Source organism: Streptomyces hokutonensis (assembly GCF_000376565.1).
Taxonomy (GTDB): domain Bacteria; phylum Actinomycetota; class Actinomycetes; order Streptomycetales; family Streptomycetaceae; genus Streptomyces; species Streptomyces hokutonensis.
Map to the genome: position 1 here is coordinate 130,379 of NZ_BARG01000018.1, position 23,684 is coordinate 154,062.

Here is a 23,684-nt window from a genome sequence, read left to right on the forward strand (position 1 = left end):
CTCGGGAAATGCTCAGTGAATCTCGTCCACCAGCACATCCAGCGACCAGGCCCGCCCCGCCTGCCCGGGCGCCTCCGCCTCCACCTCGTACCCCAGCCCGCGCAACGCGTCCACCAGCTCGGCGGGCGTGCCCGGCACGCTCGGCGCCGAGACCAGACTCCGTACGATCCGCCCCTTCGTCGCCTTGTTGAAGTGGCTGACGACCTTCCGGGTCGGCGCGTGCAGCACCCGTACGGTCGCCGTCCGCCCCGCGACCTCGCCCTTCGGCTTCCACGCCGCCGCGTACGCGGAGGACCGCAGGTCGAGCACGAGCCCGTTCCCGGCGGCCTCGGGCAGCACGGCCGCCATCGGCGCCCGCCAGTGCGCACCCAGCGCCCCGAGCCCCGGCAGCCGTACCCCCATCGAGCAGCGGTACGACGGAATCCGGTCCGTCACCCGCACCGCGCCCCACAGCCCGGAGAACACGAGCAGCGAGCGCGCGGCGCGCTTCTTCGCGGCCGTGTCCAGCGAGGCCAGGTCGAGGGCGTCGTAGAGGACACCCGTGTAGATCTCCCCGGCGGGTCGCGCGCCCGCCGTCCGCAGGTCGACGTTCTTGGCGATCTCGCCGCGCAGTCCCTCGCTCAGGCCCAGCACCTCGCGTGCCTTGTCCTCGTCGGCCGCGCACAGGTCGACGAGTTCGTCGAGTACGGCCGCGCGGGCGTCGGCGAGTCCCGGCAGCGACAGCGATTCCGGCTTGAGCGGGGCACCGCGGCCGGAGGAGGCCTTGCCTTCGGAGGGCGGCAGCAGGACGAGCACGGTGGGTATCTCCTTACGGTGGGTGCTGCGCCAGCGTAAAGGGTGCGGCCGGGCGGATTGTGCCTACGCTCGTGTCATGCCCCGCCGCCGCATCCGGGTGACCGGCACCCCCGAAGCCCCGCTCCGCGCCGCCCTCGCCGCGCTCCGCACCGAACTCGGCGTACCCGAGAGCTTCCCGCCGGAGGTACTGGCCGAGGCGGAACGGGCCGCCGCCGCGCCGCTGCCGCAGGTCCCGGACGCCACGGACCTCCCCTTCTTCACCGTCGACCCGCCCACGTCCATGGACCTCGACCAGGCGATGCACCTGTCCCGCCGGGGGACCGGCGGCTACCGGGTCCGGTACGCCATCGCCGACGTGGCCTCCTTCGTCGTACCCGGCGGAGCGCTCGACACGGAGGCCCACCGCCGCGTCACCACCCTCTATTTCCCCGACGAGAAGACCCCGCTGCACCCGCCCCTGCTCAGCGAGGGCGCCGCGAGTCTGCTGCCGGACGTGACCCGGCCGGCGGTGCTGTGGACGATCGACCTGGACGCGGACGGCCGTACGGTCGCCGTCGACGTCCACCGGGCGCTCGTCCGCAGCCGGGCCAAGCTCGACTACGCGACCGTCCAGCGGCGCATCGACGCGGGCACCGCCGAGGAACCGCTCGCGCTGCTCAAGGACATCGGCGAGGCGCGCGAACGCCTGGAGGTGGAGCGCGGCGGCATCTCCCTCAACGTGCCCGAGCAGGAGATCGTCGAGCGCGACCACACCTACGAACTCGCCTACCGCGCCCCGCTCCCCGCCGACGGCTGGAACGCCCAGATCTCCCTGCTCACCGGCATGGCCGCCGCCGACCTGATGCTCAAGCACGGCACGGGCGTCCTGCGCACCCTGCCCGCCGCCCCGGACGGCGCGGTCGGCCGCCTCCACCGCACGGCCCACGCCCTGGGCATCGACTGGCCGCACCACGTGTCGTACGCGCAGCTCATCCGCTCCCTCGACCCGCACCTCCCGCACCACGCGGCCTTCCTCCAGGAGTGCACGGCTCTGCTGCGCGGCGCGGGCTACACGGTCTTCCGGGACGGCGAACTCCCGCCCATCACCACCCACGCGGCCGTCGCCGCCCCCTACACCCACTGCACGGCCCCGCTACGACGTCTCGTCGACCGCTACGCCGCCGAGATCTGCCTCTCTCCGCAGTCCCCGCCCGCCTGGGTCCTGGCCGGCCTCGACGCCCTCCCCAAACAGATGGCCGACGGCACCCGCCTCGCGGGCACCGTCGAGCGCGAGTGCGTCGACATCGTCGAGGCCGCACTGCTGAAGGACCGCGTCGGCGACCTCTTCGACGGCTATGTCGTCGACGTGGACGAACACCAACCCGCCGTGGGAAAGGTGCAGTTGGACTCCCCGGCCGTCGTCGCCCGCCTCGAAGGCGGTACGACTCCGCTGCCCCTGGGGGAGCGGCTGCGGGTCCGGCTCACACAGGCGGACCCGGGGACGTCGAAGGTGCGGTTCGCGCCTGCTTGACCGCCGCTACGAGAGTGTCGGCGTCGTCGGCGTGGAAGCGGACGGTGCTCACCTCCTGTTGGCGTCCGAGGAACGTGAAGTGGGTTACGGGCTCGATGAGTTGGAGTGTGACGGTGGTCTGGGAGCCGACGGGGAGGTTCAGTTCGCCGTCGGCCCGTTCGTGGGTCATGCGCAACTCCCGCCCTACGGAGGCGACTTGGTCCAGCGGTATGCGCAGGTCGACATGGACGCCCCGGCGGATCCGGAGCGAGTCGGCCGCCAGGACGTGCGGGCGGACCGTGAAGGCCGCGTGCATGCCGACGACGAACACGATGGTGTAGACGTCCAGGGCGAGCACGACGCGGTGCACCGCCGGCAGGTTCCGCAGCAGTACGGACATGCCGAGCGTCTCGATCACACACACGAACACCAGCCCGGCCATCATCGCCCCCTGCCCCCGCCCGTACCCGAACGCCCGCCCGCCGTCCGCCCCGTGGGTCCGCCGGGTGATCCACAGCCAGAGGCTCACCAGCAGTCGCAGTTCGTGCCGCAGGAGCACGGAGACGGTCCTCATGTCCGCTCCCGGGTGACGAGTCGCAGCATGCGGCGGATCGCCTCCGCCTGGGCCGGCGCGAAGTCCGCGTAGAAGGCGCGTAGGAAGCCGCTGTCCTGGTCGACCGGGCTCCCCTCGGGGAGCACCGTGGCCGGAACGCAGGCGGCGAGGGCGCGGGCCGCCTCGTCCACGCGCGGGTCGGCGGGGTCGACGGGGTGCTCGGTGTCGGCGAGCGCGTCGAGCAGCGCGTACGCCTCGTGCGCCCGGGCGACCGCGTCCGGGGTCGCGACGGCGCTGCCCACCAGCTCCATGATCCGCGAGCGTTCGGCCGGGGTCGCCACAGTGTCGAGCAGGGCGAGCATCTCGCGGTCCTTGGTGGCCATGGGCGAGTCGGCCGGGAGCGTCGAGGTGTGGGTCAACTCGCTGAACACCGCGGTCAGTTCGGGGGAGACCGGTCCTTCGGCGGGCAGTTCTCCCGAGTCCAGCAGGGTGCGCAGCCGGGCCCGGCGCTCCCGGATCGCCGACTCCTGCCGGGCCAGGTCCTCGTCGAGTTCGGTGAGCACCTCGACGAGGTCCCGGCCCGCGTCGTCCGCGAGCACGTCCCGTACCTCGGTCAGCCCCAGACCCAGCTCGGTGAGCCGCCGGATCCGGGCGAGGACGACGGCGTGCCGCAGACCGTAGTCGCGATAGCCGTTCGAGCGTCGCTCCGGTTCCGGCAGCAGGCCCAGGTGGTGGTAGTGCCGGACGGTCCGCGTGGTGACGCCGACGGTCTCGGCGAGTTCTCCGATCCGCATGGGACCAGTAGAAACGCTGACGTTACGGCAGGGTCAAGCACCGACCGGCGCGCCGAACCAGAGCCGCAGCGCGTCCGAGGGATCGCCGTCGGAGCCGTCCGTGTCCGCCGCCCAGGCGGTGAATCCGTCGGGCCGCACCAACAGCCCGGCGAGCTCCGGCCGCCCGGGGCAGGAGGCGGTCAGGACGTCCACCACACCCTCGTAGCCGTCCGCGCGGGCCCGGAGTTTCGGGTCGTCGGCGAGGTCGAGGCGGAGGGCGCGGCCGTGGTGGAGGTGGTCGGCGAGGCGGGTGCCGTCGGCGAGTTCGAGGTCGGGGGCGCTGCGGCCGGTCAGCGGGTGGTCGCCGGGAAGGTCGTAGTGCTGCCAGACGCCGGAGATCCGCTTGACGAGATACGTCGTCCCGTCGACCGTCCCCGCGAGATCGGTGACCACCGAGCGCAGGGCCCGGGAGTGCGGCTCGGGGCGCATCACGGCGATCTGGGCGCGCGTCCAGTCGAGCACCCAGGCGCCGATCGGGTGCCGTTCCGCGGTGTAGGTGTCGAGCAGCTCCACCGGTGCCTGGCCGCTCACGACGAGGGCGAGCTTCCAGCCGAGGTTCATTGCGTCCCCGACACCGAGGTTGAGCCCCTGCCCGCCGAACGGCGAGTGGACGTGCGCCGCGTCGCCCGCGAGCAGCACCCGGCCCGCCCGATAGGTGTCCGCCTGACGGCAGTTGTCGGTGAACCGGGTCGAGGAGTGGACCTTGTGCACGGTGACGTCGACGCCGGTCACCCGGCGCACACTCGCCTGCAACTCCTCGACGGTGACCGGGGATTGGCGGTCCTCGGGCGGCCCGTCGAACTCGACGGTGAGGATCCGTCCCGGCAACGGCCCGAAGGCGTACGTCCCCACGTCCGTGGTGTTCCAGCCGCCGCTGAGCGGCTCGGTGCCGGTCATGTCGGCGATGGCCTGGTAGCCGGTGATCTCCGGTGCGGTGCCCGGGAATTGGATCCCGCTGAGCTTGCGCACGAGGCTGCGTCCACCGTCGCAGCCGACCAGCCAGCCGGCCCGGACGGCATACGGCGCGGAGCCGTCAGTGGGAGCGAGGCGGACCGTCACGCCCTCCTCGTCGGTGTCGAAGCCGGTCAACTCGACCTGCCTGCGCACCTCGACGCCGAGTGCGTCGGCATGCCGGCCGAGCAGCCGCTCCAGCGGGGCCTGCGGGACGAGTCCGACGCGGTCGACCGGGCCGAGGCCCGCGAAGGCCGGGTCCGACTCGTCGAGCAGATCGGCCCGCAGCATGATCCCGGAGAAGTGCCCGGCGAACTTCGGCGGCGGAACGGGGTTGTTGTCGCCCTCGCCGTGCGTCCGCCGGAACTCCTTGAAGCGGTTCATCGCCTCCTCGTGTATCCCGGCCAGCTCGGGCAGCAGTCCGCGCCGGTAAAGGGCCACGGTGGTCGTGGAGTTGAGACCGCCGGCCTTGATCGTCTCGTCCACGTCGGCCAGCCGCTCCACGACCAGCACGCGGGCTCCGCCGAGGGTCAGCTCGGCGGCCAGGAGCAGGCCCACGGGGCCGGCTCCGGAGACGACGACGTCGTAGTGGTTCGTTTCGGTGTTCTCGCTGATCTTGGTGCTCTCGGTGTCCATGGCCAAGAGTGTAGTCACTAAAAAATTATGTTCGCTACACTGTTCTCATGAGTGAGCGCGAGCTCTCCCTGAGAGAGCGCAAGAAGCGGGCGACCCGGCAGCGGATCTCGAACGTGGCCACGGGCCTGTTCAAGGAGCGGGGCTTCGACGGGGTGTCGGTGGCGGAGGTCGCGCGCGCCGCCGAAGTGTCGACGATGACCGTCTTCAACTACTTCCCGCGCAAGGAGGACCTGTTCCTCGACCGCATCCCGGAGGCGGTCGAGGTGCTCAGCGGGGCGGTACGCCACCGTGCCCCGGGCGAGACCCCGCTCGCCGCGCTGCGCCGCCTCACGCTCGAACTCCGCGACCAGCACCACCCGTTGGTCGGCCCCAACGACAACTTCCCGGCCTTCTGGCAGGTCGTGATCGACTCGCCGGCCCTGCGCGCCCGTGCCCGCGAAGGCCTGGAGGAGATCGAGACCGCCCTGTCCGACGCCCTCGCCGAGACCGCCCCGGACACCCCCGACCCCGCCCTGACCGCGGCCCTGATCGTCGCCGCGTACCGGTCGGTCTACGTCACCACCGCGCGCCGCCTGCTCGCGGGCGAACGCGGGGACGCGACGGCCGAGGACCACCAGGATCGGATGAACGCGGCGTTCGACATCCTGGAGCGGGCGCTGACCTGGGCATAGCGGGCGTCCCCGCCGCGTTGCACTCTTGAGGAAAGGGGGTCCCACTGGTGAACGCACGCGAACAGGCCCTGTGGACGAGGGCGAGACTGGGCCACTGCGGCCCGCCGCTCGACCTCCTGACCGCCCGCTTCGACCGGCACGTCTACGCCCCGCACGCCCACGAGGAGTTCACGATCGGCGTCTGCGTCGGCGGCTCCGAACTCATCGACTACCGCGGCGGCCACATCCGTACGACCCCCGGCTCCATCGTCGTACTCGCCCCCGGCGAAATGCACACCGGCGGCCCCGGCAGCCCCACCGCCGGCTACGCCTACCGCGCCCTCTACGCCGACCCGGCACTGCTGACCGACGGCACCCTCGGCGGCGTCCCGCACTTCCGCGAGGCGCTCCTCGACGACGTCGAACTCGCCCGGGCGTTCCGCCTCGCGCACACCGAACTCAGCGTCTGCCCCGACCCGTTGGAGGCCGAGTCCCGCCTCCCGTGGCTGCTCACGGCCCTGGCCCGCCGCCACTCGACGTCCCGCCCGGCACCGGATCTCCTCGTCGGCGCGGCCTGGGTGGCGCACGCGGTACGCGACCGCCTCGCGGACGAACTGCTGACCCCGCCGTCGCTCTCGGCCCTGGCCGCGGACTTCGGCCTGTCCCGCTACCAACTCCTCCGGGCCTTCCGTACGACGATGGGCATACCGCCGTACGCCTGGCTCGCCCAGTACCGGGTCACCCGGGCGCGCGGCCTGCTGGACGCGGGCGGGCGCCCCGCCGAGGTCGCGGCCCAGGTGGGCTTCGCGGACCAGGCGCATCTGACCCGCTGGTTCCGGCGGGTGCTCGGGGTGACCCCGGCGGCGTACCGCAACAGCGTTCAAGACGCCCGATGAGGGGGCGGCGCATCCTCGCCGTATGACTGCACGCGGCTGGTTCCTGTTCTCCCTGATGGGAGTGGTGTGGGGCATCCCCTACCTGATGATCAAGGTGGCGGTGGACGCCCCGCTCTCCCCGTCCATGGTCGTCTTCACACGCTGCGCCCTGGGCGCCGTACTCCTGCTCCCCTTCGCGCTACGACAGGGAGGCCTGATTCGTGTGGTCCGTTCGCACTGGCGCCCGATGCTGGCCTTCGCGTGCATCGAGATCATCGGCCCGTGGTTCACGCTGACGGACGCGGAACGGCACCTGTCGAGCTCTACGGCGGGTCTGCTGATCGCGGGCGTACCGATCGTGGGCGTGCTGATGGCGCGCTTCTTCGGCGACGCGGAACGGCTGGGGGCGCGCCGGGTGGCGGGCCTCGCCCTGGGCCTGTCCGGGGTCACGGTCCTCACGGTCCCGCACCTGACGGGCGGCGACGCGCGCTCCCTGGCGGAGGTGCTGCTGACGGTGCTCGGCTACGCGACGGCGCCGCTGATCGCGGCGCGCTACCTGAAGGACGTCCCGACGCTCCAACTGACGGCGCCGTGCCTGGCGTTGGCGGCGGTCGTCTACGCCCCGGCGGCGGCGGTGACCTGGCCGTCGTCGGTCCCGTCGCCCCAGGTCCTGGCCTCCCTCGCCGGTCTGGGCGTGATCTGCACGGCGGTGGCGTTCGTGGCCTTCCTGGAACTCATCAAGGAGGTCGGCCCGACCCGCTCGACGGTGATCACGTACGTCAACCCGGCGGTCGCGGTCGCGGCGGGCGCGCTGTTCCTGGGCGAGGACCTGACGGTCGGCATCGGGGTGGCCTTCACGCTGATCCTGGCGGGGTCGGTGCTGGCGACGGCGGGGCCGGGCGCCGGTCGGCGGGACGGCGACCGCCCGGTAGCATGGTCGGCACGGCAGACGAGCCGGGCGGACGGCCGCGTGGAGTGCCCCTAGCGGGAACTCCCCGAGGAACGTCCGGGCTCCACAGGGCAGGGTGATGGCTAACGGCCACCCGGGGTGACCCGCGGGACAGTGCCACAGAAAACAGACCGCCCGGCGCTTCGGCGCCGGGTAAGGGTGAAACGGTGGTGTAAGAGACCACCAGTGCCCAGGGTGACCTGGGCAGCTAGGTAAACCCCACCCGGAGCAAGGTCAAAAGGAGCGCCGCCGTAAAAAGCGCGCTCTGCGCGGACGTTCGAGGGCTGCCCGCCCGAGTCCGCGGGTAGACCGCACGAGGCCGGTGGCAACACCGGTCCTAGATGGATGGCCGTCGCCGGGGGGATCGTGAGGTCCCCCCGGAAACAGAACCCGGCGTACGGCCCGGCTCGTCTGCCGGCGGGGCTCTGAACTGGCCTTATGGGCCGGTTGGAGCCCTTTCCTGTGTTCGAGGGCTTCCCGCTTCTACCCGCGAGTTCCCGGGAGTTCCCGTGGAAGTGTGCACGCGTTGTGCACTGGAACGGCCGTCCCGGCGGTGGATCTGATGAGTGATGCCGCCGACCCCCGGGAGGGAGTCACCGGAAGCCGAGGCTTCGATCTCGATGTGTGGGTCCGTCCTCTGTGTGCTCTCGTGGTAGCCGGGGTCGCGGCCTACGCCTCGTATGTCCACCAGCGGGAGTTCGCGTTGCAGGGTGGGGCGGACATGGTCAGCGCCTCGTTGTGGCCGCTGTCCGTGGACGGGCTCTTGCTCTTGGCCACGGTCGGCTTGCTGAAGCCTTCCGGGGCTCACACTCGCCGGGCCCGAGGCGCGGTGTGGTCGGCGTTCCTTCTGGGTATCGCGGTCTCCCTGGCTGCGAACGTTGCGGCAGCCCCGGCTTTGGAGTGGAAGCCAGTGTTGGTCGCTGGGTGGCCTCCGGTGGCACTGCTGTTGTCAGTGGAGCTACTGGTGCACCGCTCAGATGGACTTCAAGGGGAGTGGGGAGGGCGAAGGGAGCAGGGGAAGAGCAAGCGGCCGCACGATGACGACGACCCGTTGCTGGCACAGGCTCGGCTGCTTGATGCCCGGCACCGGGAGCTTCACCAGCGCTCCGTGTCCGCCGAAACTCTGCGGAAGGAGCTGCGAGTTGGAGCCGGTCGATCGCGGCAGTTGGCGGCTCTCGTGCGGGGAGGGCGCAGCGTCGGGACGGGCACTGAAAAACCCAGGCCTGATCGGATACGGGGAACTCACCAGTAAGCGGTGCTTGGGAAGCGATGGTGCTTACCGCGCTGGACACCACTTGAGCTGGCACTATGTGCTCTCGTGTGGCGCCTAGGGGTGTGGGGCCGCACCGCTGTTGACCGTGGTTTACCGGTCTTATGGGCACGTTGGGGGCACGCCGCCACCCCGGTGGCGTGGAGAGCCGCTCTGTGTGGGTGGCGAGGGGGTGAGCTCGGGGAGTGAGCGTCGGCCGGAAGGGTGGCGTTACGTAGCCAGTCACAGCCATACACCGGCCCTTGTCACCGGCAGCCGGAGGGGAAGGTGAACGGGCACGGCGTCTTCGCCTCCCGCACTTGATGCTCCGTCGCGGCTGCGCGCGCCGATGTGCATGGCTGGTGGCCGGGTCGGTTCTGGTCAGGCGGGGACGCTCAGCCGTTGCCGTTCCGCCTCCGCGAGGCGCGCCGAGCGTGTGCGGGTGCCGAAGACGGCCAGGAGCATCGCGCCGAGGAGCCAGGTGCCGGCGATGAAGTAGAAGACGCTCTGGTAGCCGTGGCCGTTGTAGAGCGCGGCGACGATCAGTGGGCCGGCGGCGTTGGACAGGCGGCCGAGGCCGTAGGAGACGCTTGTGCCCAGTGAGCGGCTGCGGGTGTCGAAGAGTTCGGGGGAGTAGGCGTAGGCGAGGGCGGTGTAGCCGCGTTCGAAGAGGTTGACCAGGAAGCCGAACACGACGATGAGGACCGGGTTGAAGGTGAGGCCGTACAGCAGGCCGCAGACCGCGATCACCGTGCCGAAGGCGACCAGGCACCATTTGCGCTCGAACCGGTCGGTGACCAGGGAGGCCAGGTAGCAGCCGAGAGGTGCGCCTACGGTGGTCAGGGCCACGTAGAAGACGGACTTCTCGACGCTGAAGCCCTCCTTGGCCAGCAGGGTGGGTGCCCAGCTGGAGTAGCCGAAGAAGCCGATGGTCTGGGTCATCCACAGCATGGTGAGCAGGAGCGTCGGCAGGAGGTACTTGCGCTGGAGGAGCAGCCGCAACGGTGCCTTCGGTGACGGCTTTCCGGCGACCGGGGGTGCGGGCTGGGGGAGCAGGCCCTTCTCCGCCGCGACGCGTGCCTCGATCTCCCGCAGGGTCGAGTCCGCCGCGGCGTGGTCTCCCCGGCTTTCGAGCCAGCGCGGTGACTCCTTGAGGTGCCTGGTGAACAGGACGAGCAGGATGCCCAGGGAGCCCCAGAGGTAGACCAGTCGCCACGACCAGTCGTTGAGCGGTACGACCGCGCTGGCGAGGAGATTGGTGACGGGGGTGCCGCAGATGCCGATGGCGATGGCGTACGCCTGGTACTTGCCGCGGGTCGCCGACGGGTACATCTCGTTGACGTAGACGACTCCCACGACGGTCATCGCCGACAGGCCGGCCGAGGTCAGGACGCGGAAGACGCCCAGGGACATGAGGTCCCAGGAGAAGACCGCGGCGAAGGAGGAGAGGCCGAAGAAGAGGGTCGTCCACAGCAGGGCCCGTTTGCGGCCCCAGCGGTCGGCGAGTGATCCGGCGACGATCGCGCCGACGAACATGCCGACGAACGACAGCGAGGTGACGTAGGCGATCTGATCGACCGTCACGCCCCAGAGCTTGATCAGTTTCGGTGCGGTGGTGGCGAAGCTGTTGATGTCCGCGAACTCGAAGAAGTACGCGAAGGCGACGGCGAGCAGGGTGACCTTGTGGAAGCGGGATATGGGAAGCCGGTCCAGCCGGTTCAGCGCGTTGGCGTGTTGCATGAGCGGCCCTTGTCGAGGTCGAAGTCGGTCAGCAGGGTCGGGAGTTGGGACGTCAGGCGTCCTCGTCGGGCCAGTACAGGCGCATCGGGTTGGCGACGAGGAGCTTGTGGCGCTGGTCGTCGCTGACCGCCACCTGCGGGACGTGGTCGACGAGGAGGCCGTCGTCCGGCATGTGGTCGGTGAGGTTGGGGTGCGGCCAGTCGGTGCCCCACAGCACTCGGTCGGGGAACTCCTCCACGACGCGGCGGGCGAAGGGGACGACGTCGGTGTAGGCGTGACGTTCGCCGTTGAGGGCGGCCGGTCCCGTGACGCTGAGGCGCTCGGGGCAGGTCACCTTCACCCACACGTCGTTCTCCTCGACGAAGCGCAGGAACCGGGTGAACTCCGGTCCGTCCACCGGCCGGGTCACGTCCGGGCGGCCCATGTGGTCCACCACCAGCGGCACGGGCAACGACCCGAAGAATCCCTCCAATTCGGGCAGGTGGGCGCTCTCGAAGTAGAGGACGACGTGCCAGCCCAGGGGGGCGACCTTCTTGGCGATCGTCTGCAGGTCGTCCTCGGGTGAGGCGTCGACCAGACGCCGTACGAAGTTGAAGCGGACCCCGCGCACGCCCGCCGCGTCGAGCGCGAGCAGTTCGCTCTCGTCGATGTCCGGTCGTACGGTCGCGATGCCGCGCGCCCGGCCGCCCGATGCCCGGACGGCGTCGACCATGGCGCTGTTGTCCGCGCCGTGGCAGGTGGCCTGCACGATGACGTTGCGGGCGACCCCCAAGTGGTCGCGGAGCGCGAACAGTTCGCCCTTGCCGCCGTCGCAGGGCGTGTACTTGCGTTCCGGCGCGAAGGGGAACTCGGCCTGCGGGCCGAAGACGTGGCAGTGGGTGTCGACGGTTCCCGGCGGCAGCCGGAAGGCCGGGGCGGACGGATTCTCGTACCAGTCCAGCCAGCCGGGGGACTTGGGGGCGAGGGTGCTCATGCGCGTCACCGCCCCTGGCGCTTCAGCAGCGCGTCGAGGCGGGGGTACACGGCGCGGGCGTTGTGCTCCTGGACCGCCGCCAGGTCGTCCGCGGGCAGTTTCGCCGCCTCCGCGTAGCGGCGGGTGTCGTCGAAGTGGTGGCCGGTGCACGGGTCCACGTCCCGCACCGCGCCGATCAGCTCCGAGGCGAAGAGGATGTTGCGCGCCGGGATGACGTCGTAAAGGAGGTCGGAGCCGGGCTGGTGGTACACGCAGGTGTCGAAGTAGACATTGCCCAGGACGTGTTCCTCCAGCGGCGGCTTCCCGAGCGCCATCGCGAGCCCACGGAACCGGCCCCAGTGGTACGGCACCGCCCCGCCGCCGTGCGGGATCACCAGGCGCAGGGTCGGGAAGTCCGCGAACAGATCGCCCTGGACCAGTTGCATGAACGCCGTGGTGTCGGCGTTGAGATAGTGCGCGCCGGTGGTGTGGAAGGCCGGGTTGACGCTCGTACTGACGTGGATCATCGCCGGGATGTCGTACTCCACCATCTTCTCGTAGAGCGGATACCACGAGCGGTCGGTGAGCGGCGGGGCGGTCCAGTGGCCGCCCGAGGGGTCGGGGTTGAGGTTGACCGCTACGGCGCCCAACTCCTCTACACAGCGCGTGAGTTCGGGGACGCAGGTGGCCGGATCGACGCCGGGCGACTGCGGGAGCATCGCGGCGGGCACGAAGCGCTCCGGATACAACTGGCTGACGCGGTAGCATAGTTCGTTGCAGATCGCCGCCCAGGCGGCGGAGGTCTCGAAACCCCCGACGTGGTGCGCCATGAACGACGCGCGCGGCGAGAAGACCGTCACGTCGATGCCGCGCTCGTCCATCAGCCGCAACTGGTTCGGCTCGATGCTCTCGCGCAGCTCGTCGTCGCCGATGCGCAGCTCCGCACGGGCGGGGGCGGCCGACGGGTCGGTGAGGGAGGCGATCTGCCGCTTGCGCCACGCCTCCAGGGCCGGCGGGGCGGTCGTGTAGTGACCGTGACAGTCGATGATCATTACGGCGTCCTTCTCGGGCTGCTGGGTGCCGTGCAGCCTGGCCCCGCCCCGCACCGGCGGACGAGAGGGCCCAACGCAGAACTAACCTCCCCTTAACACTCCGGCGGGCACCCGGTCAGTGTGGTCTACATTCGGCTGGACGGGGTCGCCGGAGTGGCCGAAAGGAGGTGGGCGGAGTGCAGATACTGCTGGCCGAGGACGACGACGGCGTGGCCGCGGCGCTCGTGGAGGTCCTCTACGACCACGGCCACGTCACCCGACGCGTCCGCTACGGCCGGGACGTCCTGACCTACCACCGCAGCTCCGACCTGCTCCTTCTCGACCTGGGCCTGCCCGACACCGACGGCCTGGACGTACTGCGCGCCCTGCGCGCGGTCAGTGACATGTCCGTCGTGGTGCTCACCGCCCGCGGCGACGAGCGCTCGGTCGTGCGCGGACTGCGGCTCGGGGCCGACGACTATCTCGTCAAGCCGATACGCCTCGCGGAACTGCTCGCGCGGATCGATGCCGTCACCCGGCGGACCGCGGCGAAAGGCGGCTCGACGGTGCGGACGGTCCGTGCCGGTGACGTCGAGGTGGATCTCGACGCGCGCCGGGTCCGGGTCGGCCGGGCCGAGGTCGAGCTGACCACCAAGGAGTTCGACATCCTCGCCGTGCTGGCCGGACGGGCGGGCACCGCGGTCAGCCGTGAACAGCTCCTGGACGAGGTGTGGGGCGACGCCTACCACTCCGTGTCCCGGTCGCTCGACGTCCACCTCACCCAGCTCCGGGCCAAACTCGCCCGCCCCGAACTGCTCACTACGATCCGGGGCTTCGGCTACCGCTTCGGGGACCTCGGGAACTGAGGAACCGACGCGTGCGCACCCGGGTCCAGGCCGCGCTGCTGCTGTTCGTCGTGATCGCGGTGGCCGCGTTCGCCGTACCCCTGCTGCTGTTCACCGCGTCCGACCGCACGCAGCAACTCGTCCTCGCCCGCAGCGCGGACCTCGACCGCTTCGCCTCCCTCATGGACCAGGCCGCGCAGACCGGCGACACCTCGGCCGTCACCGCCGAGGCGCGCCGCTACACCCAGCTGTACGGCGAACCGCTCGTCGTCACCGACACCCGCCGCAGACCGATCGTCCAGACCGGCGGGATGCGCGCCGCCGACCCCGCCGTCGGTCGGCTCCTCGACGCGGCGCTGCGCAACCAGACCGCACACCCCACCGACGCACTGCGTCCCTGGTCGAAGGGGTCCCGGATGTTCGCCGAGCCCGCGGGCACCGGGACCCGGGTCTCCGGCGCCGTCGTGCTCCGGGCCTCGGTCGACACGGCGGCGGAGGACATCACCCGGCGCTGGGCCGCCGTCGTCGCGGGAACCGCTCTGGTGGCCGTCGCCTGCACGGTCCTCGCGCGGGCCGCGACGCGGTGGGTGGTCAGCCCGCTGCGCCGCTTGGACCGCGCGGTCGGACAACTCGCCGCGGGACTCCCGCCCGAACAGACCCGGGCCGGCGGCCCACCGGAACTGCGCCAGCTCGCGACCGGCTTCAACCGCATGGCGCGTACGGTCACGGCGGCACTGGAACAGCAGCGCCGACTCGTCGCCGACACCTCCCATCAGATGCGCAACCCCATGGCCGCGCTCCGGTTGCGCGTCGACGCCCTGCACCGCCACCTGCCCGCGTCCGCCGACCGCACGTACACGGGCGTGACCACCGAACTCGACCGCCTGGAGACCCTGCTCGACGACCTGCTGACCCTCGCCACCGCGGAACACCGGGCCGGGGAACTCGCCGTGACCGACGACTCCGGCGCCCACTGCGACGCCACGGTGGTCGCGACCATGCAGTACCGGCTGTGGGAGCCGGTCGCCCACCGCGCAGGCACCCGCCTCACCCTCCACACCGACGAGACCCCGGTCATGGTCGCCTGCACGGACCACGAACTCGCCCAGATCACGGACATCCTCCTGGACAACGCCATCAAGTACGCGGGCCCCGAAGCCGAGATCTCCCTGCGCTGCACCGCCGAAGGACCGCACACGGCCCTCACGGTGACAGACGACGGACCCGGCCTGACCCCGGAGGAACTCACCCAGGCCACCACGAGATTCTGGCGCTCCGGCCGACAACGGCAGGACGGGACGGCCGGTACGGGCCTGGGGCTGGCCATCGTCGAACAGCTCCTGGCGGGCCGGGGCGGCCGACTGGAACTGGGGCCGGCGCGACCGCGAGGACTGCGGGCCACAGCGGTTCTGCCGTGTGCCGTGGCCGGTGCGGCCGACTCCGGGAACGGCGGTGCGGGATGAACGGCCACAGCCACGCCCGTCGCCCGCCGCACGAGACGACCGCGGCCCGCCGTGATCCGCGCGGCGGCACACGATGACCCGCCCTGTCGCCCGCTGCACCCTGCTCCGCGCGGCCCTCGGCGCGACGACCGCCGCCGTGCTCGGGGGCGCGCTCACGGGCGACGCCTCCGGGCAGCGGCCCGGACCGAGTGGTGTCCTGCGCTTCGCGACCGGAGAACCCACGGCCTTCTACGAGGCTTTCGGCCGCCTTCTCGCCGCCGAGGTCACGGCGGCGTACCCGCGACTGAGCTGCCGCGTCCGCACCACCCCGGGCAGCCTCACCAACATCGAACTGCTCCGCGACCGCCGCGCCGACCTCGCGCTCGTCCTCACCGACACCGCGCGGGCGGCCCAGGGCACCGCCCTCTTCCCACACCCCGTTCCCCTGCGGGCGATCGGCAGGCTGTACGAGACCTATCTTCAGTTCGTGGTCCGCGCCGACTCGCCCGTGCGTACGGTGGCCGACCTGGCCGGACACGCTGTGTCGCTCGGCGCTGCTGGTTCGGGCGCGGCCGTGCTCGGCGAACAGATCCTGCACGCCGCGGGTCTGTCGCCGGGCACCGAGGTCGCCGTACGCCATCTGCCGCTGGCCGACGCGGCCGACGCCCTGCGGGCGGGCTCGGTCGACGCGTTGCTCGTCGCGGGCGGCGTACCGCTGCCGGTTCTGTCCGAGCTGGACGACCGGTTCGGTCTGCGGTTCCTGCCGTTGGCCGGCCTGCTGCCCCGGCTCGGCGGACCGGGCGGCCAGGCGGCCTCGGGCCTGGAAGAGGTGTCCTTGCCGCAGGGCGCGTACCGGGTGGCGGGCGGGGTCGCCACCATCGGGGTGTCCAACCTGCTGGTGTGCCGCCCCGAGCTGCCCCGCGGTGTGGCCGAGGCGCTCACCCGTCTGCTGGTCCTGCGCGCGAGCGACCTCGTTCCCCGCAACGCCGTCGGTACCCAGTTCCTCGACGTCCGTAGCCTCATCGGGACGGGTGCCATCCCTCTGCACCCGGGGGCGGTCGCGGCGTACCGCGCGCTGCACGGCTGAAGTCCGGACGACCTGCCGGTGTACCGCGGTACCAGTCACCAACGGTGATCTGCGCGCTGAGCGACTCCGTGATCCCGATGATCGCCGGACGGGCCCTGCAGGGACTGACCGCCGGTGTCATCCCGCTCGGCATCAGCATCATGCGCGACGTGCTGCCCGCCGAGCGGCTCGCCGGGGCGACCGCGCTGATGAGCGCGAGTCGACGGTCCGCACCGGGGGACGCTTCGACCTCATCGGCTCCTTCGGTTGGCGGTCGGCCTGGTCTGCCTGCTGCTGGCCGTCTCCAAGGGCAGCGACTGGAGCTGGACGAGCGCCCCCACGCTCTGCCTGTTCACCACCGCGCTCCTCGCCCTGCCCGCCTGGGGCCTCTACGAGCTGCGCACCACGCAGCCGCTGGTGGACCCGCGAACCACCGCCCGCCGCCAGGTCCTGGTCACCAACCTCGCCTCGGTGGCGATGGGCTTCTCGATGTTCGCGATGTCCCTGGTGCTGCCGCAGGTGCTCCAGCTTCCCCAGGCCACCGGCTACGGCCTCGGCAGGTCGATGCTGACCGTCGGTCTGGTACTGGCGCCGCAGGGCCTGGTCATGATGGCCATGTCCGCCGTATCGGCGCGCCTCACCCAGGCCAAGGGCCCGAAGCTCACCCTGATGTGCGGTCCCGTCATCGTTGCCGCCGGGTACAGCCTGAGCCTCGTGATGTTGCCCCAGCTCTGGCACTTCACTCTGATCGCCTGCACCATCGGCGCCGGTATCGGCTTCGCCTACGGCGCCATGCCCGCCCTCATCATGGCCGCCGTGCCCGCCTCCGAGACGGCCGCCGCCAACAGCCTCAACACCCTGATGCGGTCCCTCGGGACCTCCTTCGCCGGCGCCATCGACGGTGTCGTCCTCGCGCAGATGACCACCGAATTCGGCGGCAGTGCGCTGCCGTCCGAGAACGGGTTCAAGGTGGTCATGGCCATCGGCGCGGGCTCGGCCCTCCTCTCCCTCGCCGTCGCCTTCCTCCTCCCGCGCCACGACGCCGCCGCCCGGGAGGCGCCGGCCGCCGACGACCCGGTCGACAGTGCGGGCGTCACCGAAGCCCACGCCTGAGGCACCGCGAACCGACTTCACGCCCCTCGCCGGAGGGCCGACGAAGAAGACCTGCATCGCTTGACTCAAGCAGGGAAAAGAGACTCCTCTGAAAGGAAGATCCCGTGAACGCGCTCCTCTACTCTCGCCCCACCCTGTGGTTCCTGTTCCTGTTCAATTTCACCGTCGCCGCTGCCGCCCCCTTTGTAGTAGATGGCATCCAGGGCCTCTCACCAGCGTCGGCATGGGCGTCGCGGCCCTCGGTGCGGGCACCGGTCTCCTCCGCAGCCGCAGCCGACACGCCTGACCGCCACGTCCTCAACCGCCGACCCGTAACTCGACTCCGCGGCGAATTACTGCCTTCTCCAAAACCTAAGCTTGCGCGTTGTGTATCTCCACAGGGGATATCCCCACAGGCGCGCGCCCTGTCCGAACGGGCAGGCAGTCCAGTCAGGAGCGGTCATCTGGCGCGACTCTGTGAGTCTGTTATCGATTTCCTGAAGAACGGATGATTCCAAAGCGTTCTCCTTGCTCAGCTTCCTCGGCCGGGACTACCGTCCCAGGAAAGCTTTGAGACCGGTCGTTCCATTAACTCGGTCGAGTTGCCCGAAGAGAAGCCAATCGGAGGATCCCTTGACCCCGGAAAAGACACAGCGCCCCCGTGGCGGAACGGTGAGCCGACGTCTGTTCCTCGGCGGCACGCTGGCCGCCGCCGCAGGAGTGGGCGCCCTCGCCGGCGGCGCGAACCCGGCCTTCGCGGCCACCGCCGCGTCGTCCTCCACCACGTCGGGCGGGGCCGGACCGCTGCCCGGCCCCGTGCGGACCTCCACCGGCCTGCTCTCCGGGACCGCTGCCCAGCTCTCCGGTGTAACCGCCTACCTGGGCATCCCCTACGCGGCCTCGACCGCCGGGGCGAACCGCTGGCGGCCACCGCAGCCCGCCGCGTCCTGGTCGGGTGTGCGCAAGGCCGACGCCTTCGGTGACATCCCCCCGCAGCCGTCGATGGGACCCGGTGGTTCGACCTCCACCCCGGCGCAGAGTGAGGACTGCCTGAACCTCAACGTGTGGACCGCGGCGTCGTCCTCGCGCGAGCGCCGCCCGGTGTTCGTCTGGATCTACGGCGGCCGTTTCTCCATGGGTTCCGGAGCGGACCCCACCTTCGACGGAGCGGGCCTGGCCGCCAAGGGTCTGGTCGTGGTGACCCTCAACTACCGCGAAGGCGCCCTCGGTTTCCTGGCCACCCCCGAACTGACCGCCGAGGACGCGCACGGCTCCTCCGGGAACTATGGGCTGCTGGACCAGATCGCGGCGCTGAAGTGGGTGCAGCGCAACATCCGTGCCTTCGGCGGCAACCCGGACCAGGTGACGATCGCCGGGCAGTCCGCGGGGTCCGCCTCCGTCCTGGAGCTGGTGTACTCCCCGCTGGGCAGGGGGCTGTTCCACGGGGCCATCGCGGAGAGCGGGGCGCGCTCCCCGCACGATCCCGAGACCGCCGGGCTGGCCACCTCCTACCGCCCGACCCTCTCCGGGGCTGAGGCACAGGGCACCGCCTACCTCGCGGCCCTCGGAGTCAGCACCGTCGCCGAGGCCCGCGCCCTGGACTACAGCAAGGTGATCGCGGGCGAGAACGCCAACGACACGACGGTGACCGCACCGATGAATGGCAACCCACCGCTGTTCCGCCCGGTGCTGGACGGTTATGTGCAGCCCCGCAGCTACCAGGAGGCGCTCGCCCGCGGCCTGCACAACGACGTCCCGATCATCACCGGCAACAACAAGGACGAGAGCGGCGCCACCCCCACCGCGGACACGACACTGGCCGCTTACCAGGCGATGGCCAAGGCCAAGTACGGCTCGCTGGACGACCGGTTCCTGGAGCTCTACCCGGCGAGCACCGACACCGAGGCCTGGGAGCAGACCAACGCCTCCGCCCGGGACAGCTCCCGCGTCTCCACCACGCTGTGGGCCACCGAGTGGCTGAGCAAGGCCAAGAGCCCGGTGTTCACCTACTTCTGGACGCACGCCCCGCCGGGTCAGGACCGGGGCGCCTACCACGGCTCGGAGATCCAGTACGTCTTCGACAACCTCTACTCCAGCGGCAGCGGGTGGACCGACACCGACCAGAAGATCGCCGACACCCTCTCCGACTATGTGGTCAACTTCGCGACCCACGGCGACCCCAACGGCAGGGGCCTGACCCGCTGGCAGCCCACCCGCCCGGGCCGCCACACCACCATGGAACTCGGCGACAACTGGGGCGCCATCGCCGACGCCACCGGCGAACAACTGGACTTCTACGTCAAGGACTACTTCCCCAGTCAGCCGGCCTGGTGACTCTCCCGCCAGATTCGACCAACCGGTCCTAAATGCCGGAGAACGGGATCGATGTTTCGCCGTACAGGGCCACATCATAGGAAGTTGAGAGGAACTGGAGAGCCCGGATCCTGATTGCGGCGTGATAGACAAAGAGTCTGAATTGGCCTTCTCTCCTTCTCCGTAAACCGAGGAGTTCCTCCGCTCATGCGCAAGAACCTTGCCCTCGCAACCGGCGCCGTTCTGTCGGCGACTCTCGTCGTCAGCGGCTGCGGTTCAAGTGATTCCACATCGTCGTCGAGCCCCTCGGCGCAGCAGAGCAACAGCCAGGGGGGCTCGGGGGGCATGGGGATGCAGCAGGTTACGGCAGTCAACCTCAACACCGACGGGGCAAGCCCGGGCGGCGCCAACACCGCTGCGGTCGTCACGGCGGTGAAGGCGTTCCTGGCCACGTTGGACGACACCGAGCGGAAGAAGGTCGAGTACGACTTCTCGGACAACAAGTCGCGGCAGACCTGGTCGAACTTCCCCGCGACCACCGTGCCCCGCGAGGGCATCGAGATGTCCGCCCTCACCACCGCGCAGCAGAAGGCCGCCGACGCCGTGCTCCAGGTCGCTCTCAGCCCCAGCGGCGCCCAGGAGGACGCCGACATCCGGAAAGCCGACAACGAGCTGAACCGGCTCGGGGGCCAGGGCGCGGACGGCTTCGGCAGCCTGAAGGACTACTACTTCGCCGTGTACGGAACGCCCTCGACGACCCAGCCGTTCATGGTCCAGTTCGGCGGGCACCACCTGGCCCGCAACCTCACCTACAACGGCGACAAGGTCAGCCAGACCCCGCAGTTCGTCGGCTCCGAGCCGACCTCGTTCAAGTCCGACGGCACCACGGTCGAGCCGGTCAAGGCCGAGTCGACGGCCATGTTCGCCATGCTGGCGGGGCTCGACGCCAAGCAGAAGAAGGCTGCGGAGATCACCTCAGGCACGTTCGACGACCTGGTCATGGGCCCCGGCAAGGACTCGGGCACCTTCCCCGCCTCCGAGGGGCTGCTGGCATCACAGCTGACCGCCGCCCAGAAGAAGCTGGTCACCGCGGCGATCAAGACCTACGCCGGCGACCTCAACGACACGGCCGCCGCCAAGCTGATGGCCAAGTACGAGTCCGAGCTGGACAAGACCCGCATCGGCTGGTCCAACAACACCGGCCCGACCGACGAGAACAGCTATATCCGTATCGACGGCCCCAGCGTGTGGATCGAGTTCATCAACACCCGCAGCCAGAGCACACCCAACATCCACTACCACTCGGTCTACCGGGACAAGACCAACGACTACGGCAGCAGCAAGCCGAAGTGACCATGCCCGCCCTCGCACATTCCCGCTCCCGGCGCGGCCCTCTCCGCAGGTGTGCGGCCCGCGCCGGGACACTGCTCACGTGTCTCGCGGCCCTGACGGCCGTCCTGACGGTCACGGAACCGACGCGCGCGAGCGCCCACCCCCTCAGCACCACCGCGATCCTGCTCGACGCGGCACCGGACCAGGTGACCGGCGAGGTGGAACTCCCCATCGACCGGCTCGCCATCGCCCTCGACCAGCCCCTCACCCCGAAGACCGTCGTCAATCCGGCCAAGCTCGAAGAGCTGCGCCGCTACGTGCTCGGCCACACCTCGGCGGCCGACTCCGACGGCACACGGTGGACCACCGCGGTCAGCGGCGGCCGGGTCCGGCGGATCGACGGCGTCGACCACCTGGTCTTCGACCTGATGCTGAGGCCGCCGACCGGCACGGTCCACGACTTCCGGCTCACCTACGACGCGATCGTGCACCACCTGCTGTCCCACCAGATCCTCGTCTCGCTGCGCCCCGACGGCTCCCACAGCTACACGACCGTCGGCGTGCTCGACTGGCAGCAGCACACGCTCGCAATACCGGCCGCCGGCGCCTCCACCGAGCACGGTTTCGCCGCCGCCGTGCACCTGGGCATCCGGCACATCGCCGAAGGCGCCGACCATCTGCTCTTCCTCATCATGCTCCTGCTCCCCGCACCGCTCCTCGCCCGCCGCGGCCGCTGGGTACGCGCCGACGACCTGCGCCGTAGCTGCCTCCGTATCGTGCATGTGGTCACCGCCTTCGCCATCGGGCACTCCATCACCCTCGCGCTGGCCGCCCTCGGCTACATCAGCGCTCCCACGCGCGTCGTGGAAAGCCTGATCGCCCTGTCCATCCTGGTCTCCGGCATCCACGCCATCCGGCCCCTCGTCCCCGGCGGCGAAGCGTGGATCGCCACCGGGTTCGGGCTCATGCACGGCCTCGCCTTCGCCGCGCTCCTCGGTGACCTCGACCTCGGCCGCGGATCCCTCGTCACCACCCTCCTCGGCTTCAACCTCGGCATCGAACTGACCCAGCTCATGGTCGTCGCCCTACTCATGCCGTCCCTGCTGATCCTCAGCAGAACCCGGATCTACCCGGCGGTTCGCCTCACCATCGCGACGATCGGCATCGTGCTGGCCGCAGCGTGGCTCGCCGAGCGCACCACCCTGCTGGCGAACAACCCGCTCAACCACGTCACCGACGCGCTCATCGCCCATCCATTCCTTGTCGCCGGAACCCTCGCGGCCGTCGCGGCGGCCAGCTGGTCTATGCCCGACCTGCGCACGACCAGGGGACCGGAGGGCTCAGCCGCGAGGTGATTCGTCGAATCACCGCAGAAGGCCGCCATCTACCGGTGAAGGTTTAGGCCTGGCTGGATAGCAGAACATGGCCATCACGAAATGCGGAAAATCTACAGCGGTAGATGTAGATATTGGGGATCGCGGGGGGGGGGGGTAATCTCTTGCCTGTAGCCAGGAAGTCAGGAAGGTGCGGCAGACACGAACTGCCGTGCATGCAGGACGCAGGTAGTGGCACGGCAGTGGAGTGGCGGGGCCGGAAGGTTCTCGGGGTCTTCTCGCTGGCTGCCGGGCCGGGCGGCTCGACGGAGCCGTCGCAGTACGCACGATTGCAGGCATGAACAGACAGAAGGAAGCGAAGGAGGCTGACGCCATCAGGATCGCCCGGGCGGAGACAGTCGGCCCGGGTACCGCAGGCCCCGGAACGGAAGGTGGTCCCACGGTCACGCAGACGCGATCCCCGCACGCATCTCCCTCTCACGGGAGAGCGAGCGGAAAGACAACGCCGGTATCGCAGTAAGCCGGCGGATGGTGTTGAAAATCCCTCGGGGCCTTGGTGCCGTACGGCGCCAAGGCCCCCTGATGTGTTTCCGTGAAACGAGGTGCGAATGACAGCAGAAGACTCTCTCAGCCGTATCGACGACGACGACTACCCCGCCCACACGATGGGGCGGGCGGCCGAACTGCTCGGCACAACGCCCGCCTTCCTGCGGGCGATCGGTGAAGCCCGCCTGATCACGCCCCTGCGCTCGGAGGGCGGCCACCGTCGCTACTCCCGCTACCGGCTGAAGATCGCCGCTCGCGCCCGCGAACTCGTCGATCAGGGCATGCCGGTCGATGCCGCCTGCCGCATCATCATCCTCGAAGACCAGCTCGAAGAAGCCCGGCGCATCAACGAAGAACACGCCAACGCCGCCGACCCCCATCGTGCGGCGGAGACCTGACCTGCCTTTCCGGCCCGAAAGCCCGAAGCGCCGGGCTCCGACGATGACGTCGTCGGAGCCCTTCTGTGTTCCCGCCGTTCCTTGGCCGCGGTGGCGGTCGGCGCCTGTGGCGGCCTGGAACGGTCAGGCGGGCTGGGTGAGTTCGGCGCGGCCGAACAGCAGCGCGTATCCGGATGGGAGCTGGGCCAGGATGCGGTCCATGAGGCTGGGGCCGGCCAGGCAGCCGACGACGGCGAGGACGGCTCCGGTGTTCCAGCGGGCGGTCGCGGGGGTGGCGCCTGTCCGGGCGGCCAGATCCTTGACGAAGCCCCAGCCGGTGAGCGGTTGGGGGGTCGGGATCTGGCCGGTGAGGTCGAGTGCGGCCTCCACGGGCAGGCAGGCGGCGAGTTCGACGCGTTCGTCGCCGGTGAGCTGGCGGCCCAGGGCCTCCAGCACGGCGCGCGTGACGTCCTCGGCCTGCTCCCGGGTGGGGTAGGCACCCTCGTAGCGGATCCTTTCCAGCATCTGGTGAAACGTCATGCCGGGCCGGGCGGAGGCCGGTTCACGCAGCGGAAGCATGGGGAAGTGGTGCCTTTCTCGTGCGATGGGCTTGTCGCCAGTGGGAAGAGCCGGC

Annotated in this window: 19 protein-coding genes, 1 other RNA gene and 2 pseudogenes; 14 read left to right on the forward strand and 8 right to left on the reverse strand. The window is 70.5% G+C overall.

Going from position 1 to position 23,684, the window contains the following annotated elements; genetic code table 11:
• Positions 1 to 12: 12 nt before the first annotated feature.
• Positions 13 to 795 (reverse strand): peroxide stress protein YaaA, encoded by a 783-nt coding sequence (gene yaaA / locus SSP08S_RS08780; protein WP_019067208.1) that lies wholly within the window; start codon positions 793 to 795, stop codon positions 13 to 15.
• 76 nt (positions 796 to 871) lie between these two features.
• Here yaaA and SSP08S_RS08785 point away from each other — a divergent pair, with 76 nt between their 5' ends.
• On the forward strand, positions 872 to 2,305 hold the full coding sequence (locus tag SSP08S_RS08785) for an RNB domain-containing ribonuclease (RefSeq protein ID WP_019067209.1): 1,434 nt from the start codon (positions 872 to 874) through the stop codon (positions 2,303 to 2,305).
• On the opposite strand, the gene SSP08S_RS08790 is transcribed toward SSP08S_RS08785, so the two are convergent.
• The 3 genes from SSP08S_RS08790 to SSP08S_RS08800 are packed head-to-tail and all read right to left on the reverse strand — an operon-like array spanning position 2,256 to position 5,257.
• On the reverse strand, positions 2,256 to 2,858 hold the full coding sequence (locus SSP08S_RS08790; protein WP_019067210.1) for a hypothetical protein: 603 nt from the start codon (positions 2,856 to 2,858) through the stop codon (positions 2,256 to 2,258). The two genes, SSP08S_RS08785 and SSP08S_RS08790, sit on opposite strands and share 50 nt — an antisense overlap.
• Positions 2,855 to 3,631 carry a MerR family transcriptional regulator gene (locus SSP08S_RS08795; RefSeq protein ID WP_019067211.1) on the reverse strand — a complete coding sequence of 259 codons (777 nt, stop codon included), beginning with the start codon at positions 3,629 to 3,631 and terminating at the stop codon, positions 2,855 to 2,857. Before SSP08S_RS08795 ends, SSP08S_RS08790 begins: the two co-directional genes overlap by 4 nt.
• Before the next feature lie 33 nt (positions 3,632 to 3,664).
• Positions 3,665 to 5,257 carry an FAD-dependent monooxygenase gene (locus SSP08S_RS08800; RefSeq protein ID WP_019067212.1) on the reverse strand — a complete coding sequence of 531 codons (1,593 nt, stop codon included), beginning with the start codon at positions 5,255 to 5,257 and terminating at the stop codon, positions 3,665 to 3,667.
• A gap of 47 nt (positions 5,258 to 5,304) precedes the next feature.
• Here SSP08S_RS08800 and SSP08S_RS08805 point away from each other — a divergent pair, with 47 nt between their 5' ends.
• The 5 genes and pseudogenes from SSP08S_RS08805 to SSP08S_RS08820 all read left to right on the forward strand — a co-directional run bounded on the left by SSP08S_RS08805 (position 5,305) and on the right by SSP08S_RS08820 (position 8,983).
• A complete protein-coding gene (locus SSP08S_RS08805) occupies positions 5,305 to 5,928 on the forward strand; it encodes a TetR/AcrR family transcriptional regulator (RefSeq protein ID WP_019067213.1) in 624 nt (207 codons plus the stop codon).
• Positions 5,929 to 5,975: 47 nt separating this feature from the next.
• Entirely contained in the window at positions 5,976 to 6,803 is an 828-nt protein-coding gene (locus SSP08S_RS08810; protein WP_019067214.1) for a helix-turn-helix domain-containing protein, read from the forward strand.
• A 22-nt stretch (positions 6,804 to 6,825) separates the two neighbouring features.
• Positions 6,826 to 7,608 (forward strand): annotated as a pseudogene (locus tag SSP08S_RS64465) (DMT family transporter); the annotation flags it as partial.
• Positions 7,609 to 7,732: 124 nt separating this feature from the next.
• Positions 7,733 to 8,145, forward strand: an RNA gene (gene rnpB, locus SSP08S_RS58175) — RNase P RNA component class A.
• 148 nt (positions 8,146 to 8,293) lie between these two features.
• The gene (locus SSP08S_RS08820) at positions 8,294 to 8,983 is read left to right on the forward strand and encodes a DUF2637 domain-containing protein (protein ID WP_043259348.1); all 690 of its coding nucleotides are present in this window, start codon (positions 8,294 to 8,296) and stop codon (positions 8,981 to 8,983) included.
• 378 nt (positions 8,984 to 9,361) lie between these two features.
• Here SSP08S_RS08820 and SSP08S_RS08825 read toward each other — a convergent pair whose 3' ends face one another.
• Genes SSP08S_RS08825 through SSP08S_RS08835 form a run of 3 tightly spaced genes read right to left on the reverse strand, consistent with a single transcriptional unit; the run spans position 9,362 to position 12,724 of the window.
• Positions 9,362 to 10,720: an MFS transporter gene (locus SSP08S_RS08825; RefSeq protein ID WP_019067217.1), complete on the reverse strand. Its 1,359-nt coding sequence runs from the start codon at positions 10,718 to 10,720 to the stop codon at positions 9,362 to 9,364.
• 52 nt (positions 10,721 to 10,772) lie between these two features.
• Entirely contained in the window at positions 10,773 to 11,693 is a 921-nt protein-coding gene (locus SSP08S_RS08830) for an amidohydrolase family protein (RefSeq protein ID WP_019067218.1), read from the reverse strand.
• Positions 11,694 to 11,698: 5 nt separating this feature from the next.
• Entirely contained in the window at positions 11,699 to 12,724 is a 1,026-nt protein-coding gene (locus SSP08S_RS08835; RefSeq protein ID WP_019067219.1) for an amidohydrolase family protein, read from the reverse strand.
• A 176-nt stretch (positions 12,725 to 12,900) separates the two neighbouring features.
• Between SSP08S_RS08835 and SSP08S_RS08840 the strand changes: the two genes are divergently transcribed.
• The 8 genes and pseudogenes from SSP08S_RS08840 (at position 12,901) to SSP08S_RS08875 (ending at position 23,071) form a co-directional block, all read left to right on the forward strand.
• Positions 12,901 to 13,569 carry a response regulator transcription factor gene (locus tag SSP08S_RS08840; protein ID WP_019067220.1) on the forward strand — a complete coding sequence of 223 codons (669 nt, stop codon included), beginning with the start codon at positions 12,901 to 12,903 and terminating at the stop codon, positions 13,567 to 13,569.
• Positions 13,570 to 13,580: 11 nt separating this feature from the next.
• Positions 13,581 to 15,011 carry a sensor histidine kinase gene (locus tag SSP08S_RS08845; protein WP_019067221.1) on the forward strand — a complete coding sequence of 477 codons (1,431 nt, stop codon included), beginning with the start codon at positions 13,581 to 13,583 and terminating at the stop codon, positions 15,009 to 15,011.
• Positions 15,012 to 15,084: 73 nt separating this feature from the next.
• Positions 15,085 to 16,077, forward strand: a complete 993-nt coding sequence (locus SSP08S_RS08850; protein WP_019067222.1) for a TAXI family TRAP transporter solute-binding subunit — start codon at positions 15,085 to 15,087, stop codon at positions 16,075 to 16,077.
• 35 nt (positions 16,078 to 16,112) lie between these two features.
• Positions 16,113 to 17,169 (forward strand): annotated as a pseudogene (locus SSP08S_RS55025) (MFS transporter); the annotation flags it as partial.
• A 651-nt stretch (positions 17,170 to 17,820) separates the two neighbouring features.
• Positions 17,821 to 19,482, forward strand: a complete 1,662-nt coding sequence (locus SSP08S_RS08860; RefSeq protein ID WP_019067224.1) for a carboxylesterase/lipase family protein — start codon at positions 17,821 to 17,823, stop codon at positions 19,480 to 19,482.
• Between the two features lie 186 nt (positions 19,483 to 19,668).
• Positions 19,669 to 20,814: a DUF3500 domain-containing protein gene (locus tag SSP08S_RS08865; protein ID WP_218006636.1), complete on the forward strand. Its 1,146-nt coding sequence runs from the start codon at positions 19,669 to 19,671 to the stop codon at positions 20,812 to 20,814.
• 2 nt (positions 20,815 to 20,816) lie between these two features.
• Positions 20,817 to 22,148, forward strand: coding sequence for a HupE/UreJ family protein (locus SSP08S_RS08870; RefSeq protein ID WP_102133303.1), 1,332 nt, complete (start codon positions 20,817 to 20,819; stop codon positions 22,146 to 22,148).
• Positions 22,149 to 22,735: 587 nt separating this feature from the next.
• Positions 22,736 to 23,071, forward strand: a complete 336-nt coding sequence (locus SSP08S_RS08875) for a helix-turn-helix domain-containing protein (RefSeq protein ID WP_019067227.1) — start codon at positions 22,736 to 22,738, stop codon at positions 23,069 to 23,071.
• A gap of 123 nt (positions 23,072 to 23,194) precedes the next feature.
• On the opposite strand, the gene SSP08S_RS08880 is transcribed toward SSP08S_RS08875, so the two are convergent.
• Positions 23,195 to 23,629, reverse strand: coding sequence for a DUF2267 domain-containing protein (locus SSP08S_RS08880; RefSeq protein ID WP_019067228.1), 435 nt, complete (start codon positions 23,627 to 23,629; stop codon positions 23,195 to 23,197).
• Positions 23,630 to 23,684: the final 55 nt, after the last annotated feature.